15 protein-coding genes are annotated in these 14,843 nt (G+C 74.1%); 8 read left to right on the forward strand and 7 right to left on the reverse strand.

The window, feature by feature from the left end; genetic code table 11:
- Positions 1 to 163: 163 nt before the first annotated feature.
- From NW895_RS37495 to NW895_RS37530, 8 genes are read left to right on the forward strand one after another with little or no spacing between them, the layout of a single operon-like run.
- Positions 164 to 1,153 carry a glycosyltransferase family 9 protein gene (locus NW895_RS37495; protein WP_289941430.1) on the forward strand — a complete coding sequence of 330 codons (990 nt, stop codon included), beginning with the start codon at positions 164 to 166 and terminating at the stop codon, positions 1,151 to 1,153.
- Positions 1,150 to 2,100: a glycosyltransferase gene (locus NW895_RS37500; RefSeq protein ID WP_289941433.1), complete on the forward strand. Its 951-nt coding sequence runs from the start codon at positions 1,150 to 1,152 to the stop codon at positions 2,098 to 2,100. The genes NW895_RS37495 and NW895_RS37500 overlap by 4 nt, the downstream gene beginning before the upstream one ends.
- Complete coding sequence (locus NW895_RS37505; RefSeq protein WP_289941435.1) at positions 2,097 to 3,314, forward strand: glycosyltransferase; 1,218 nt, start codon at positions 2,097 to 2,099, stop codon at positions 3,312 to 3,314. The genes NW895_RS37500 and NW895_RS37505 overlap by 4 nt, the downstream gene beginning before the upstream one ends.
- On the forward strand, positions 3,314 to 3,922 hold the full coding sequence (locus NW895_RS37510; RefSeq protein WP_289941436.1) for an SIS domain-containing protein: 609 nt from the start codon (positions 3,314 to 3,316) through the stop codon (positions 3,920 to 3,922). Before NW895_RS37505 ends, NW895_RS37510 begins: the two co-directional genes overlap by 1 nt.
- Positions 3,915 to 5,282 (forward strand): D-glycero-beta-D-manno-heptose 1-phosphate adenylyltransferase, encoded by a 1,368-nt coding sequence (gene rfaE2, locus NW895_RS37515; RefSeq protein WP_289941437.1) that lies wholly within the window; start codon positions 3,915 to 3,917, stop codon positions 5,280 to 5,282. The genes NW895_RS37510 and rfaE2 overlap by 8 nt, the downstream gene beginning before the upstream one ends.
- The gene (locus tag NW895_RS37520) at positions 5,279 to 6,400 is read left to right on the forward strand and encodes a glycosyltransferase family 9 protein (RefSeq protein ID WP_289941439.1); all 1,122 of its coding nucleotides are present in this window, start codon (positions 5,279 to 5,281) and stop codon (positions 6,398 to 6,400) included. Before rfaE2 ends, NW895_RS37520 begins: the two co-directional genes overlap by 4 nt.
- Before the next feature lie 44 nt (positions 6,401 to 6,444).
- Positions 6,445 to 7,308, forward strand: a complete 864-nt coding sequence (locus NW895_RS37525; RefSeq protein WP_289941517.1) for a glycosyltransferase — start codon at positions 6,445 to 6,447, stop codon at positions 7,306 to 7,308.
- Positions 7,305 to 8,201, forward strand: coding sequence for a glycosyltransferase (locus tag NW895_RS37530; RefSeq protein ID WP_289941440.1), 897 nt, complete (start codon positions 7,305 to 7,307; stop codon positions 8,199 to 8,201). The genes NW895_RS37525 and NW895_RS37530 overlap by 4 nt, the downstream gene beginning before the upstream one ends.
- A 77-nt stretch (positions 8,202 to 8,278) precedes the next feature.
- On the opposite strand, the gene NW895_RS37535 is transcribed toward NW895_RS37530, so the two are convergent.
- The 7 genes from NW895_RS37535 to NW895_RS37565 all read right to left on the reverse strand — a co-directional run bounded on the left by NW895_RS37535 (position 8,279) and on the right by NW895_RS37565 (position 14,841).
- The gene (locus tag NW895_RS37535) at positions 8,279 to 8,476 is read right to left on the reverse strand and encodes a hypothetical protein (protein WP_289941441.1); all 198 of its coding nucleotides are present in this window, start codon (positions 8,474 to 8,476) and stop codon (positions 8,279 to 8,281) included.
- A 51-nt stretch (positions 8,477 to 8,527) separates the two neighbouring features.
- Complete coding sequence (locus tag NW895_RS37540) at positions 8,528 to 8,836, reverse strand: DUF3040 domain-containing protein (RefSeq protein WP_289941442.1); 309 nt, start codon at positions 8,834 to 8,836, stop codon at positions 8,528 to 8,530.
- Between the two features lie 57 nt (positions 8,837 to 8,893).
- Entirely contained in the window at positions 8,894 to 9,805 is a 912-nt protein-coding gene (locus NW895_RS37545; RefSeq protein ID WP_289941443.1) for a polysaccharide pyruvyl transferase family protein, read from the reverse strand.
- A gap of 60 nt (positions 9,806 to 9,865) precedes the next feature.
- Positions 9,866 to 11,287 carry a family 43 glycosylhydrolase gene (locus NW895_RS37550; protein WP_289941518.1) on the reverse strand — a complete coding sequence of 474 codons (1,422 nt, stop codon included), beginning with the start codon at positions 11,285 to 11,287 and terminating at the stop codon, positions 9,866 to 9,868.
- A 47-nt stretch (positions 11,288 to 11,334) separates the two neighbouring features.
- Complete coding sequence (locus NW895_RS37555) at positions 11,335 to 12,837, reverse strand: family 43 glycosylhydrolase (RefSeq protein WP_289941444.1); 1,503 nt, start codon at positions 12,835 to 12,837, stop codon at positions 11,335 to 11,337.
- 126 nt (positions 12,838 to 12,963) lie between these two features.
- Positions 12,964 to 13,830, reverse strand: a complete 867-nt coding sequence (locus NW895_RS37560) for a 3-hydroxybutyryl-CoA dehydrogenase (protein WP_289941445.1) — start codon at positions 13,828 to 13,830, stop codon at positions 12,964 to 12,966.
- 108 nt (positions 13,831 to 13,938) lie between these two features.
- A complete protein-coding gene (locus tag NW895_RS37565) occupies positions 13,939 to 14,841 on the reverse strand; it encodes a LysR substrate-binding domain-containing protein (protein ID WP_289941447.1) in 903 nt (300 codons plus the stop codon).
- Positions 14,842 to 14,843: the final 2 nt, after the last annotated feature.

Here is a 14,843-nt window from a genome sequence, read left to right on the forward strand (position 1 = left end):
CCGCCGGAGGCCCCGGTGGACGTGAGGCCGCCGGAGGCCCCGGTGGGCGTGAGGCCGGGGCCGGGGCGTGGGGGCGTGAGGCTGCCGGCGACACCGTTGAGCGGGCGTCCGCCGGTGATCCGAGCCGGCGTGCCTCTGCCGTCGACACCCGTGGGAGGACGCGGTGAAAGCACTGGTCACCCGTCTCGACAGCTTCGGCGACGTGTTGCTCGCCGGGCCCGCCGTGCGTGCCGTCGCGGCGCGGGCCGACCACGTCACCCTGCTGTGCGGGCCACGCGGGGCGCCCGCCGCGCGGCTGTTGCCCGGCGTGGACGACATCCTCGTCTGGGACGCCCCATGGGTCGGCTTCGAGCCGCCCGACGTGGACCGTGAGGAGACCGACCGGCTCGTCGACGCCATCGACGCCGACACCGCGCTGATCCTGACCTCCTTCCACCAGTCCCCGCTGCCCACCGCCCTGCTGCTGCGCCTGGCCGGCGTCGGCCGCATCGCCGCGGACAGCGAGGACTACCCGGGTTCCCTGCTCGACCTGCGGCACCACCGCGCCCCGCACGCGCACGAGGCGGAGGCCGCGCTCGACCTCGCCGAGGCCGCCGGGTTCCCCCGGCCGGACGACGGCCGGCTGCGCGTGCTGCCGCCGCCCGCCACCAGCGACCTCACCGGCCCCGAGCCGTACGTCGTGCTGCACCCCGGCGCCAGCGTCCCGGCCCGCGCCTGGAGCCCCGAACACAGCGCGGAGGCGGTACGCGAACTGACCGGAGCCGGGCACCGGGTCGTGGTCACCGGCGGCCCGGACGAGCGCGACCTGACCGCGTACGCCGCCGGCGCGCACGGCCTCGACCTCGGCGGCCGCACCGGCGCCCGGGAACTGGCCGGCGTCCTCGCCGGCGCCGCCGCCGTCGTCACCGGCAACACCGCCCCCGCCCACCTCGCCGCGGCCGTCGGCACACCGGTCGTCTCGCTCTTCGCGCCGGTCGTGCCCGCCGAGCGCTGGCGGCCGTACGGCGTCCCGTACGTCCTGCTCGGCGACCAGGACGCGCCGTGCGCCGGCAGCAGGGCGCGGACCTGTCCCGTCCCCGGCCATCCGTGCCTGAACACCGTGACCGCCACCGATGTGGTCACCGCCGTCGAGAAGCTCCTGGGGGAGGCATGAGGATCCTGATCTGGCACGTGCACGGGTCGTGGACCACGGCCTTCGTGCAGGGCCCGCACACCTACATCGTCCCGGTCACCCCCGACCGCGGCCCCGACGGCCTCGGCCGCGCCCGCACGTGGGACTGGCCCGACTCCGTCGTCGAGGTGCCGCCGGAGCGGCTGCGGGACGAGGACATCGACGTCGTCGTCCTCCAGCGCCCGCACGAACTGCCCCTGGTCGACGAGTGGCTGGGCCGCCGCCCGCCGCTGGTGTACCTGGAGCACAACGCCCCGCACGGCAACGTGCCCGACACCCGCCACCCGGCCGCCGACATCCCCGGCGCGACCCTCGTCCACGTCACCCACTTCAACCGTCTGATGTGGGACGCCGGTTCCACCCCGGCCACCGTCATCGAGCACGGCATCGTCGACCCCGGGCACCGGTGGACCGGCGAGCTGGACCGGGCCGCGGTGGTCGTCAACGAGCCGGTGCGGCGCGGCCGTACCACCGGCACCGACCTGCTGCCCGAGTTCGCCCGGACCGCCCCGCTCGACGTCTTCGGCATGGGCACCAAGGGCCTCGCCGACCACATCGGCGTGCCCGGCGACCGCCTGCGCTCCCACGACCTCGCGCAGAGCGAACTGCACGCGGAGATGGCCCGACGGCGTGTGTACGTCCACCCCGTCCGCTGGACCTCCCTCGGCCTGTCCCTGCTGGAGGCCATGCACCTGGGCATGCCGGTGGTCGCCCTGGCCACCACCGAGGTCACCGAGGCGGTGCCGGCCGGCGCCGGCGTCGTCTCCAACCGGATCGACGTACTGACCGACGCCGTACGGGACTTCCTGGCCGATCCGCTGCGCGCGCGCATGATCGGCGACGGGGCACGTGCGGCGGCCCTCGCCCGCTACGGGCTGCCCCGCTTCCTGGACGACTGGGAGCGGCTGCTGAAGGAGGTGACCCGATGAGGATCGCCATGGTGTCCGAGCACGCGAGCCCCCTCGCAGCGCTCGGCGGCGTCGACGCCGGCGGCCAGAACGTGTACGTGGCCCGCCTCACCGAGGAGTTGGCGAAACGCGGCCACGACGTCACGGTCTACACCCGCCGTGACGACGCCGGCCTGCCCGACCGGGTCCCGCTGCCGGGCGGCGCCGTCGTCGAGCACGTGCCGGCCGGACCGGCGGAAGCGGTCCCCAAGGACGAGCTGTTCCCGTACATGCCCGGCTTCGGCGCCCACCTGGCGCGCGCCTGGAGCCGGGAGCGGCCCGACGTGGTGCACGCCCACTTCTGGATGTCCGGCATGGCCTCCCAGATCGGCGCCGGCCGGTACGGCATACCGGTCGTGCAGACGTTCCACGCCCTCGGCACCGTCAAGCGGCGCCACCAGGGCCGGCGGGACACCAGCCCGTACGAACGCATCGGCATCGAGCGGCAGATCGGCCGCACCTGTGAACGCGTACTGGCGACCTGCACCGACGAGGTGCACGAACTGGCCGACATGGGCGTTCCCGCACGGCAGGTGTCCGTGGTGCCGTGCGGCGTCGACGCCGCGCACTTCCACCCCGGGGTGGACACCGATGGGACGCCCGCACGACGGCAGCGGCACCGGCTGCTCGCCTGCGGCAGGCTGGTCCGCCGCAAGGGCTACGACCAGGCCATCCAGGCGCTGGCCCACATCCCCCACACCGAACTCGTCATCGCGGGCGGTCCGTCGGCCGACCAGGTGGCCGCCGACCCCGAGGCACAGCGCCTGACGCGGCTCGCGGAGCGCACCGGCGTCGCCGACCGGGTGCGGCTGCTCGGCGCGGTCGATCCGGGCGACATGCCCGCGCTCATCCGCAGCTCGGACCTCGTGCTGTGCACCCCGGTCTACGAGCCGTTCGGCATCGTGCCGCTGGAGGCGATGGCGTGCGGCGTGCCCGTCGTCGCCACCGACGTCGGCGGCCACCGCGACACCGTCGCCGAGGGCACCACCGGCCGGCTCGTGACGCCGCAGGACCCCGCGGCGATCGCGGACGCCGCGCACGAACTCCTCACCCACGACCGGATGCGCAGCCGCTACGGCAGGGCCGGCCGCGAGCGCGTCCTGAACCTCTACACCTGGCGGCGCGTCGCGGACGGCGCGGAAGAGGTGTACCGCCTGGTCCTCGCCCGGCACGAACAGCGCAAGGAGGTGGCGTGATGACCGTGCACCCGCCCGTCGTCGGACACTGCGACGAACTCCAGGACGCCCTCGGCGCGTTCCGCGCCTCGGCCCACGTCACCGAACGCTGGGGCGAGCAGCTCGCGGCCGTGCTCTGCGGCGGCGGCCGGCTGCTGGCCGCGGGCAACGGCGGCAGCGCGGCCCAGGCCCAGCACCTGACCGCCGAACTCGTCGGCCGGTACCGCACCGACCGGCCGCCGTTCTCCGCGATCGCCCTGCACGCCGACACCTCCAGCACCACCGCCATCGCCAACGACTACGGCGTGGACGAGCTGTTCGCCCGACAGGTCCGTGCCCACGGCCGCCCCGGTGACGTGCTGATGCTGCTGTCCACCAGCGGCGCCAGCGCCAACCTGCTGTCCGCCGCCGACGCCGCCCGCGCGGCCGGCGTACGCGTGTGGGCGCTGACCGGACCGGCCCCCAACCCGCTCATGGCGGGCAGCGACGAGTCCCTCTGCGTGGAGGCGCCCACCGCGGCGACCGTCCAGGAACTGCACCTGGTGGCGGTGCACATGGTGTGCGCGGCCTTCGACGCGGCACTGGAGCGGCGGGTGGACGGGTACGGAGGTGACCGCTCGCATGGCTGAGAAGACGCCGCTGCTCGTGATCGGCGACGCGCTGCTGGACCGCGACCTGACCGGCAGCGCCGACCGGCTCGCGCCCGACGCGCCCGTGCCGGTCGTCTCCGAGTGCGCCGAACGCGTCCGGCCCGGCGGCGCGGCGCTCACCGCGTACCTCGCGGCCCGCGACGGCCGCGACGTGACGCTGGTCGCCGGGGTGGGCGACGACCCCGCGAGCCGCGAGCTGCGCCGCCTGCTCGAACCCTGGCTGACGTTGATCCCGCTTCCGCTGACCGGCGCGCTGCCGGAGAAGACCCGTGTCCTGGCGCAGGACAGCCCCGTCGTCCGCCTGGACCGCGGCGGCGGCCGCGCCCGGGAGGCCACCGCCGAGGCCCGCGCGGCGATCCGCGACGCGCCCGCCGTGCTGGTCTCCGACTACGGCCGCGGCGCCGCGGCCGTCCTCCGGGACGTCCTCGCCGAACGCCCGCCCCTGGTCTGGGATCCGCATCCGCGCGGAGGCCCGCCCGTGCCGGGCACCCGGCTGGTCACGCCCGCCGAGAAGGAGGCCCACGGCTTCGCCGCGAGGGAGGACGGGCCGTCGCAGGGCCTGCGCGCCGCCGCGCACGACGCCGCCGCCCTCGTACGGCAGTGGCGGGCGGCGGCGGTCGCCGTGACCCTCGGCGCCCGCGGCGCCCTCCTCTCCTATGGGGAGCACCCGCTGCTCGTCCCCGCGCCCGCCTCCCACCGCGGCGACTCCTGCGGAGCCGGGGACCGGTTCGCCGCGACGGCGGCCGGGCTGCTCGCGGACGGCACGCTGGTCGGGGAGGCCGTCGAAGGGGCCGTGGGCGCCGCGACCGCGTTCGTCGCCGCCGGCGGAGCCGGAGCCCTGCCCCGCGCCGACTCCCGGCCCACGGCACCGCCGCCCGACACGGACGACCCGTACGCCCTGGCCGCCCGCGTCCGCGCCGCGCACGGCACCGTCGTCGCCGCGGGCGGCTGCTTCGACCTGCTGCACGCCGGTCACGTCGGCCTCCTCCAGGCCGCCCGCCGCCTCGGCGACTGCCTCGTCGTCTGCGTCAACTCCGACGCGTCGGTACGGCGCCGCAAGGGCGACGGCCGCCCGGTCAACCCGCTCGCCGACCGCGTCCGCGTCCTGCGCGCCCTCGCCTGCGTCGACGCCGTCGCCGTCTTCGACGAGGACACCCCCGAACGCCTCCTCGCCGACCTGCGCCCCGACGTCTGGGTCAAGGGCGGCGACTACGCGGGCGCCGACCTCCCGGAGGCGGAACTCCTCCAGGAGTGGGGCGGCCAGGCGGTCCTGCTGCCGTACCTGGACGGCCGCTCGTCGACGGCACTGATGGCACGGGCGGCCGAGGGGGTGCGATGACAGGCGTGCCCGGCACGGGCGGCGGACAGGTCCCCTCGGCGGCCCTCACCGCGACGGGTGCCCCGGCGAGCGGCGCGCCGCAGGCCGCTGCCGACGCCGGGTCCCGTCCGGCGTTCCTGCCCCGCACGCGGGCCCCGCAGGCCCCGGAGAGCCCCCGCCCCCGCCTGCTCGTCCTGCGGGCCCTCGGCCTCGGCGACCTGCTCGCCGGAATCCCCGCGCTCCGCGCCCTGCGCCGGGCGTTCCCCGACCACGAACTCGTGCTGGCCGCACCCGCCGAGCTGGCCCCCGTCGCCGCGGCGAGCGGGGCCGTGGACCGGCTGCTGCCGGCCTGTGCCCCCGGCAGGGCCGTACCCCGCACCCTCGACTGGAGTGGTCCGCCCCCCGACCTCGCGGTCGACCTGCACGGCAACGGTCCGCCCAGCCACCGACTGCTGATGGAGCTGCGGCCGCTGCGGCTGTTCGCCTTCGCGCACCCTCAGACGCCCGAGGTGGACGGCCCGCCCTGGTACGCGGAGGAGCACGAGAGGGACCGCTGGTGCCGGCTGCTCCAGGCGTACGGCGTCGACGCCGACCCCACCGACCTGCACCTGCCTCGTCCGCCCGTACCCTCACCCGCCCCCGGGGCGGTGGTCCTGCACCCCGGCGCCGGTGCGCCCTCCCGCTGCTGGCCCGTCGAGCGGTACGCGGCCGTCGCCCGGGCCCTGCACGAGAGCGGCCACCGGGTCGTGGTCACCGGGGGAGCGGACGAGGGTGACCTGGTGGCTCGGCTCGCCAAGGAGGCCGACCTGCCGGACACGGACGTCTTCGGCGGCGGCCTGCCCTACGACCGCTTCTCCGCCCTGGTCGCCGACGCCCGCGCCGTGATCAGCGGCGACACCGGCATCGCCCACCTGGCGGTCGCCCACGCCACCTGCTCCGTCACCCTCTTCGGCCCGGTGCCGCCGAGTCGTTGGGGCCCGCCCGCGCACCCCCGGCACCGCGCCCTGTGGTACCCGGGCCCGGACGGCGACCCGCACGCCCGCCGCCCCGACCCCGCGCTGCTCCGCATCACCCCGGACGACGTACTGGACGCCCTGAAGGAGCTGCCCGAGATCGACCGCCTGCCGAGGAAACCATGAGCGAGGGCCTGTCGGCCGTCCCGGACCACCCACCCGCCGCCCCCATGCACCACCCACCCGTCGGCGTCGTCATCGCCACCCGCAACCGCTCCGCCCGTCTCGCCGTCACCCTCCGGCACCTGCTAGCCCTCCCGGAACGGCCCGAGATCCTCGTCGTCGACAACGCCTCCACCGACGACACCCGCGCCCTGCTCGCCCGTGCGTTTCCGCAGGTACGCGTGGTCTCGCTGCCCTGCAACCGCGGCGCCCTCGCCCGCACCCACGGCGTCCGCGCCCTCCGCACGCCGTACGTGGCGTTCAGCGACGACGACTCCTGGTGGGCCCCCGGCGCCCTCGGCCGGGCGGCCCGCCTGTTCGACGACCATCCGAGGCTCGGTCTGCTCTCCGCCCGCACCCTCGTCGGCCCGTCCGCGGACCCCGACCCCCTCAACGACGTCCTCGCCGACTCCCCCCTCGGCCCGGCCGCCGACCTGCCGGGCACCCAGGTCCTCGGCTTCCTCGCCTGCGCCTCCGTCGTCCGCCGCAGCGCCTACCTCGACGCGGGCGGCTTCCACCAGCTGCTGTTCTTCGGCGCCGAGGAGACCCTCCTCGCCTACGACCTGGCCGCCCGAGGCTGGGGCGTCACCCACCACCCCGACGTGGTCGCCCACCACGACCCCGACCCCACGCCCCGCACCGACCGCCCGGCCGTCGTCCGCCGCAACGAACTCCTCACCGCCTGGCTGCGCCGCCCCCTGCCGTACGCGCTCGCCCGCACCCGCGACCTGGCCGCCGAGGCCCGCCATGACCCCCACGCCCGGCGCGCCCTGCGCGAAACGCTGCCCCGGCTGCCCGCCGCACTGCGCGACCGCAGGCCACTGCCCCCGCCCGTCGAGCGGGCCGCCCGCCTCCTGGAGGGAGCCTCATGACCGACGCCCGCACCACCGTGGTCGTCATCACCCACAACCGGCGTCCCGAACTGCTGCGCACCCTCGACCGCCTCGCCGAACTGCCGGAACAGCCGGCGGTGATCGTCGTCGACAACGGCTGCACGGACGGTACGGCCCCCGCCGTCGCCCGGCACCACCCGGGCGTCCACCTGCTCCGTCCCGGCCGCAACCTCGGCGCCGTCGGCCGCAACCTGGCGATCCGCCGGGTCCGTACGCCGTACGTCGCCTTCTGCGACGACGACTCGTGGTGGGCGCCCGGCTCGCTGTCCGGGGCCGCCGACCTCCTCGACCGGCACCCCGCGCTCGGCTCCGTCACGGCCCGCATCGTCGTCGAACCGGATGGCGCCGAGGACCCGATCGTCGAGGAACTGCGCAACTCGCCCGTGCCCGGCCCGAGCTGGCTGCCCGGCCCGGCCCTCGGCTCCTTCCTGGCCGCCGCGACCGTGCTGCGCACCGACGCCTTCCGCGCCGCCGGCGGCTTCCACCCCCGGCTGTGGCTGGGCGGTGAGGAGGAACTGCTCGCCGCGGACCTGGCGGCGGACGGCTGGTGGCTGATGTACGCCGATCATCTGACGGTGCATCACCAGCCGTCCGTGGCCAGGGACTCCACGCTGCGCCGGACGCACGGCATCCGCAACACCCTGTGGTTCACCTGGCTGCGTCGCCCGGCCCGCCCCGCCCTGCGCCGCACCCTGCACCTCGCCCGCACGGTCCCGCGCGACACCGCGTCCCTGCGCGCCTTCGCCGAGGCGACGGCCGCCCTGCCGTGGGTGCTGCGGGAGCGCAGGGTGCTTCCGGAGGAGGTCGAGTCGCGGCTGCGCCTGCTGGAACCGGCCCAGCGCCGGTCGAAGGCGCGCAGCTACACGGGCTGAGCCCCGACGCACACGACCCCGCGCCGGCCACCGTGGCCGGCGCGGGGTCGTACGGGTCGGTGTCGCGGACGGACGGCTCAGCCGGAACTCGGGCGCTCGCCCTTCGGCCCCCGGCCGCGCTCGGTCTTCGGGCCGCGGCTGCGCCACTCCTGGTCTTCCTGGAGTTCCTCGTTGGCCGCCCTGTTGGCGTCCTGGTCGGAAATGCCGGACCCTTCGGCGTCCTTGCGGAGCCGGGCCCGCCGGGTGTCGTACTTCTTGCTTCCGGGTTCGGGCACGACGATCACCTCCTGCCGACCGGGTCCCCGGGGCCCCGGAAGGGCAAACGCCTAGCCTTCCGTCCAGCGGCACAGCAGCCTGAACACCGCGAACAGCGCCAGGGGCCACACACCGGCGAACGCCCAGATCACGCCCGGCTCGGAGGTGATGATTCCGGCCACCATGAGGGCGATCGACACGGCGAGCAGGGCGATGACCGTCCGCAGCCGCGGCCGGTACGCGGCCAGACGGTTCGGATCGGGGCGGCGGCTGGGCCGCAGCGTCCGCAGGCGCCGGTCGAGCCGGCGGTCGCGGCGGAGCGCCCGTTCTATCTCGTCGAGGATGCGCTGCTCATGATCGGGGAGTCGGCCGGTGGTCACTGCCTCTCCTCTCGGGGCGACCGGACAGACATGCGGGTGCCCCGAGAAGGCCGGAAACTAACCCTCGGCCCCCGGCGCCAGCGCCTCGACGAGCCGGTCGGCGCTGTCCGGCACGGCACCGTCCCGGAACCCGGCGCCGATCCGCCGGGCGGTCTCCCGGCCGGGGCCCAGGCACCAGTCCCACCAGCGCTCCAAGTGCCGTACGTCCAGCCGCTCGGCGGGCACCAGCGCGGGCCAGCCGCAGGCGTGCGCCTGTGCGGTCACCTTCGCACCGCCCGCGACCGGGTCGACGGCCAGCGCCGGGATGCCGGCACGCAGCGCCAGCACCAGCCCGTGCAGCCGGTCGGTGACGACGAGATCCAGCCGGGCCAGCACCGACTGCAGTTGGGCGGGCGTCGCGCTGAGCCGCCAGTCGTGCGCGTCGAGCCGGGTCTCCAGCTCCAGCCGGGCGCAGTCCCTGCCGGCCAGCCAGCGGGTGATCTCCTCGGCGGCCTCGGCGTGCCGCCGCTGCCGCCCGTACTCCTGCTGCCCGTGCGTGAGGACCACCCCGACCACGGGTGGGACGGGCAGGGCGGGGGCGCGGGCGGCGAGGTCCTTCGTCGGCTCGACGTCCGGGGCGTCGCGGGCCAGCACGCGGTGGAAGCCGGTGACGGCCGGGGAGCCGGGGTCGATCACGGAGGTGCCGACGGCGATCCGCACACAGTGCGCGAACCGCCGGTGCAACTCCTCGACCTGCGGCCCGTGCACCGGCCCGCACACGAACACCAGATGGGAGTACGCCTGGGGATCCACGTCCTCGAAATGCAGGCCGTCCGCCCGGAAGCCGGGGCTCCATACGACGTCGTAGGCGTGCCCCGCCCGCCCGAGCACGTCCTGGACCCGGTGCAGCGCCAGCACGTCCCCGGCGGTCGCCTCCCCGTCCAGGAAGCTGAACCACCCGGTCAGCAGGATCCTCGGTCGCCCATGCACAGTGCGGGCCGAGTGCCCTGCCGGCCGGGTCGGCAATCACCGCATGTCACGCATCGCAGGTCACTGGGCGTAGAACGTGGCGTCCGCCCGGTCGGTGGCCGTGCTGGGGGTCTGCACGTACAGCAGGTACTCCCAGTGACGGATGTAACGGCCCGGGTAGTTGTACGACTCGTAGGAGACACCCGCGGAGTCGGACAGCCCGGCGCGCCTGACGAAGGTGGCGTCGGACGCGAACTGGGCCGTGCCGTCGTTCTTCTCCAGCCACACCTCCAAGTTCTTGTGCCGCAGGTAGTAGCCGGGGAAGTTGGCCGACTCCAGCGACACCGTGCCGCTGCCGGCCAGGCCGGGGACGACGCGGAACTGCGAGTCCGCGAGCGGGGAGACATTGGCCTCGATCTTGGCGCGGTAGTCCCAGTGGCGGATGAAGCGGTCGGCGAAGTTGTACGAGGAGAAGCGCTGCGGGGTGACCCCGTCGGCGACGGGGATGCCGAAGTCGGGGGTGCCGTCGGCCTTCCAGTACAGCTTCTGCACGCGGGTGCGGCGGTTGGGGTCGTTGAGCGGGTCGCCGGTGATGTCCTTGTAGCTGCGGTCGTGGTAGACGAGGATGTCCGACTTGCCGTCCTCGGAGACGGTGAAGGAGTTGTGGCCCGGCCCGTACTGCGAGGTCGCGTCGCTGGACTTGAAGACGGGCTGCGAACTCTTCGACCAGGAGGCGGGGTTGGTGAGGTCGGCCGAGGCGGACGCGGTCAGCAGACCCAGGCAGTAGTTCGCGTCGGTGGCGCTGGCGGAGTACGACATGAAGACCTTGCCGCCGTGCTGGATCACCGCCGGGCCCTCGTTGACCTTGTAGCCGACCGTCTCCCAGGACAGCGTGGGCTGCGAGATCTCCGCCGGAGTGCCGGTGATCGTCCAGGGGTTGGCCATCTTCGCGACGAACAGGCTCGTGTTGTTGTTCTCGGCCGGGTTGCGCTGAGCCCAGGCCAGGTAGCGGACGCCGTTCACGGAGAACGTGGTGGCGTCGAGGGAGAAGCTCTCCCACGTGGTCTTGATCTGGCCCTTCTCGGTCCAGGTCGCGGTGAGCGGGTTGGCGCCGGTGCCCTCCAGGACGTACATGCGGATGGCCCAGATGTCGTTGGTGGCGCCGGCCGCGAAGTACACGTACCACTTGCCGTCGATGAAGTGGATCTCCGGTGCCCAGATGTGGGCGCCCATCACACCGCTGGTGTGCTTGGTCCAGATGGTGACCTCCTGGGCCGTCGACAGGCCCTGGATGGTCGTCGCCCGGCGCAGCACGATGCGGTCGTACTCGGGGACGGTCGCGGTGAAGTAGTAGTAGCCGTCGGTGTGCTTGAAGATGTGCGGGTCGGCGCGCTTCTCGGCGATCGGGTTGGTGTACGTCACGGCCGGGGAGGCGGGCACGGCGGCCTGTGCGGTGGTGCCGGGCCCGGCGAGGCAGGCCGCGACGGCGAACAGGGCGGCCATGAGCAGGCGTATGGCGGTGCGTCTCAAGGTGGTTCTCCAGAGGGGGGTCAGGCGGTGGGGACGAGCCGCCACTGCTGGCAGGTGTTGTTCAGCCAGGTCCACTGCCGTACGTCGGTGCCGTTGGCGGTACCGCAGTCGGCGACGTCGGCGACCTTGCCGCTGCTCTCGTTCACGATCCGGACGTAGTCGCCGCTCGCCGTGAACACCAGCCGGAAGCGCTGGCACTTGTTGTTCAGCCAGGACCACTGCCTCAGGTCGGCGCCGTCGGCCGCGGAGCAGTCGGCGGTGTCCAGCACCTTGCCGGTGGCGACGTTGACCAGCCGGTTGGTGTCGTCGCCCAGGTCCTCGACCTTCCACTTCTGGTTGGCGCCGCCGTTGCAGCTCCACTGGAAGACGTTGGTGCCGTCGGCGGTGTTGCCGCCCTCGACGTCCAGGCACTTGCCGCTGTTGCGGTTGACGAGGGTGTACGACGCCGGGGTCGCCGCCGTCTCGCCGGACGGGCCGGGGAGCGTGGTGCCGAGCGCGACGGGCGTGCCGAAGTTCGGGGTGCCGTCGGCGTTCCAGGTGAACTCCTGCGCGCGGGTGGTCCGGCCGTTGCCGCAGCCGCCGTTCGCGGAGGAGTTGGCGTGGTAGACGATCCAGTTCTCGGTGCCGTCGGGCGAGGTGAAGAAGCCGTTGTGCCCGGGTCCGTACACGCCGTTCGCGTCGCTGCGCTGGAAGACCGGCGTCTGCTTCTTGGTCCAGGACGCGGGGTTCAGCGGATCGGAGCCGGTCAGCTCCAGCTGGCCGAGCTTGTAGTCGGCGGTCGCGCAGTAGCTGGCGGAGAAGGTCAGGAACGTCCGGCCGTCGTGGTACAGCGGTTCGGGCCCCTCGTTGACCGCGCCGCCGGAGGTCTCCCAGCTCAGGGTGGGGCTGGAGATGATCGTGAAGGTGGAGCTGCTGAGTGTGTACGGGTTGCTCATCGGCGCGATGACCAGGCTCTGCTTGCTGCCGCCGATGAAGCCGCTGCCCACCAGATAGAGCCGGTTGTCGTGCTCCAGCACGCTCGCGTCGATCAGCCAGCCGTTCGGGGAGAGGTTGGAGCCGGTGAGTGATCCCTTGTAGGTGTACGGCCCCAGCGGGTCGGTGCCGGCGCTCTCCAGGACGTGGGTGCGCTGGGAGTCGCAGCAGGCCACACCGCTCTGGCCGGCGGAGTAGTACAGGTACCAGTGGCCGTTGAAGAGGTGGATCTCCGGGGCCCAGATGTTGGTGTTGCGGGTCGGGGTGGTGTCCGACCACACCTGGATGTTCGGCGCGGTGGCGAGCCCGGCCAGGGTCGGCGACTTCCGCATCCCGAGGATGCCGGTGAACGTCGTGGTGATCAGGTAGTAGTTGCCGTTGTAGTACTGCAGCCAGGGGTCCGCGCCCTTGGTTGATTTGAGGGGGTTGGTGTACGGGCGGCCGTCGGCCGCGGACACCGGCTGGGTGGCGCCCACGAGCGCGAGCAGCAGGGCGAGCACGCAGACCAGCAGGGGTCTGTGGCGCGTGCGGGGGTGGTGAGTCCGAGCCATACGGGACCGTCCCTGTCCGTAATTTCGAACGTAGTTCGTGAATTCGGTCAGAAGATAAGTGGGGGGCATGATCCCGTCAACGATTTGGGCAAGAGCGGGTGCGCGGTACCGGCTGCCGCAACAGCCTCACGCCGCCGTGTAGCTGAAGAAACCCCGCCCGGACTTCCGCCCCAGCAGCCCGGACTCGACCATGCGGCGCAGCAGGGGCGGCGGGGCGTACAGGGGTTCGCGGTACTCCTCGTACAGTGCCTCCCCGATCGCCGCCACCGTGTCCAGGCCGATGAGGTCGGCCAGGCGCAGCGGGCCCATGGGGTGGGCGCAGCCGGCGGTCATCCCGGTGTCGATGTCCTCCGCCGTCGCCGTGCCCGAGCTGACCATCCGTACCGCCGCCAGCAGGTACGGCACCAGCAGGGAGTTGACGACGAAGCCCGCCCGGTCCTGCGCGACGATCGTCCGCTTGCCCAGCACCTCACCGGCGAAGGCCCGCACACGCTGCTCCGTGGCCCGGGAGGTGTGCAGGGACGGGATCACCTCGACCAGCGGGAGCACCGGGACCGGGTTGAAGAAGTGCAGGCCGATCACCGACCGAGGGCGGCTGGTGGCCGCGGCCAGGCGGGCGATGGGGATGGAGGAGGTGTTGCTGGCCAGGACGGCGTCCGGGGCCGTGACCACCTCGTCCAGCCGCCGGAACAGCGCGGTCTTGGCGTCCTCGTCCTCGACGGCGGCCTCGATGACCAGGTGCGCCGCGGCCAGGCGGGACAGGTCGGCGGTGACGGCGATGCCCGCGAGCGCGTGGGCGCGGTCCTGCGGGGTGAGCGTGCCCTTCTTCTCCGCCCGGAGCAGGGAGTCGGCGACGCCGGCCAGCCCGGCGCGGGCCCTGTCCTCGGTCACGTCGCACAACGTCACGGACAGCCCGGCCCGGGCGCAGACCTCGGCGATGCCCCGGCCCATCTGCCCGGCGCCGACGACTCCCACGCGTGTGATCGCGGTCATGTGTCCCTCCCTGTGGTGTCGGATCGAGCGTAAGCCGGGCACATGCCCTCTGACCTGCTCTGATGGAACGCTTTTCGCGCACAAAGATGCGCCGGCCGGACGTCGACGTCAGGTGGCGGAGGCCGTCGCCGGCTCCCGCAGGCGGCGGATCACAGCGCGTACCGCGGGGGAGGTCTCCCCGCTGCGGTACGCGCCCACCAGCCGGGTGGTGAGCCGCAGGTCCGCCAGGGGACGGAAGGCCACGCCCGGGATGTGGACCCGGCTGAGCGAGGCGGGCACCAGCGCCACGCCGTGACCGCCGCCGACCAGCGTCAGGGCGGCGATGAAGTCCCGTACCGGAGGAGCGATGTCCGGGGTGAAGCCGCCGTGGTCGCCCACCTGGAGGATCTGGTCGCGGCAGCCGTACTCCTCGTCGAAGTACGGTGCCACGAAGCGCTCCTCGCGCAGTGCGGCGGTCGGCACCGCCTCATGGGCGGCCTGCGGACCGTCCTCCCGCACCGCCAGGAGCACCTCCTCCGTGAGCAGGCAGGTCGCCGTGACCCCGGGCGGGTACACCGGCCGCCAGCGCAGGAAACCGACGTCGATGTCCCCGGCCGCCAGCGCCTCCAGCTGGGCCGGGGTCTCCAACTCCCGCACGCCCACCGTCAGGTCGCTGCCCGGTGCCGAACAGGCGGCCAGGAGGCCGGTGACGACACCCGAGAAGGCGGCCGAGGCGACATAGCCGATCTCGGCGTGCCCCAGCTCCCCGCGCCCGGCCCGACGGCCCACCGCCTCCGCGCGCGCCGCCTGGGCGAGCGTGCGCTCGGCCTCCGCCAGGAACAGCCGCCCCGCATGGGTCAGCGCCGGGCGCGAGCGCCTGCCGCGGTCGATGAGGCGCACGCCGAGATGCGACTCCAGCGCCCTGATCTGCGCACTGAGCGCGGAGGGCGCCAGATGCAGCCGGTCCGCCGCCCGCGCGAAGTGCAACTCCTCGGCGACGACGGCGAACGAGGCCAGCCAGCGCAGTTCCACCG

Origin of the sequence: Streptomyces sp. S.PNR 29, assembly GCF_030386795.1 — a bacterium.
Taxonomy (GTDB): Bacteria; Actinomycetota; Actinomycetes; order Streptomycetales; family Streptomycetaceae; genus Streptomyces.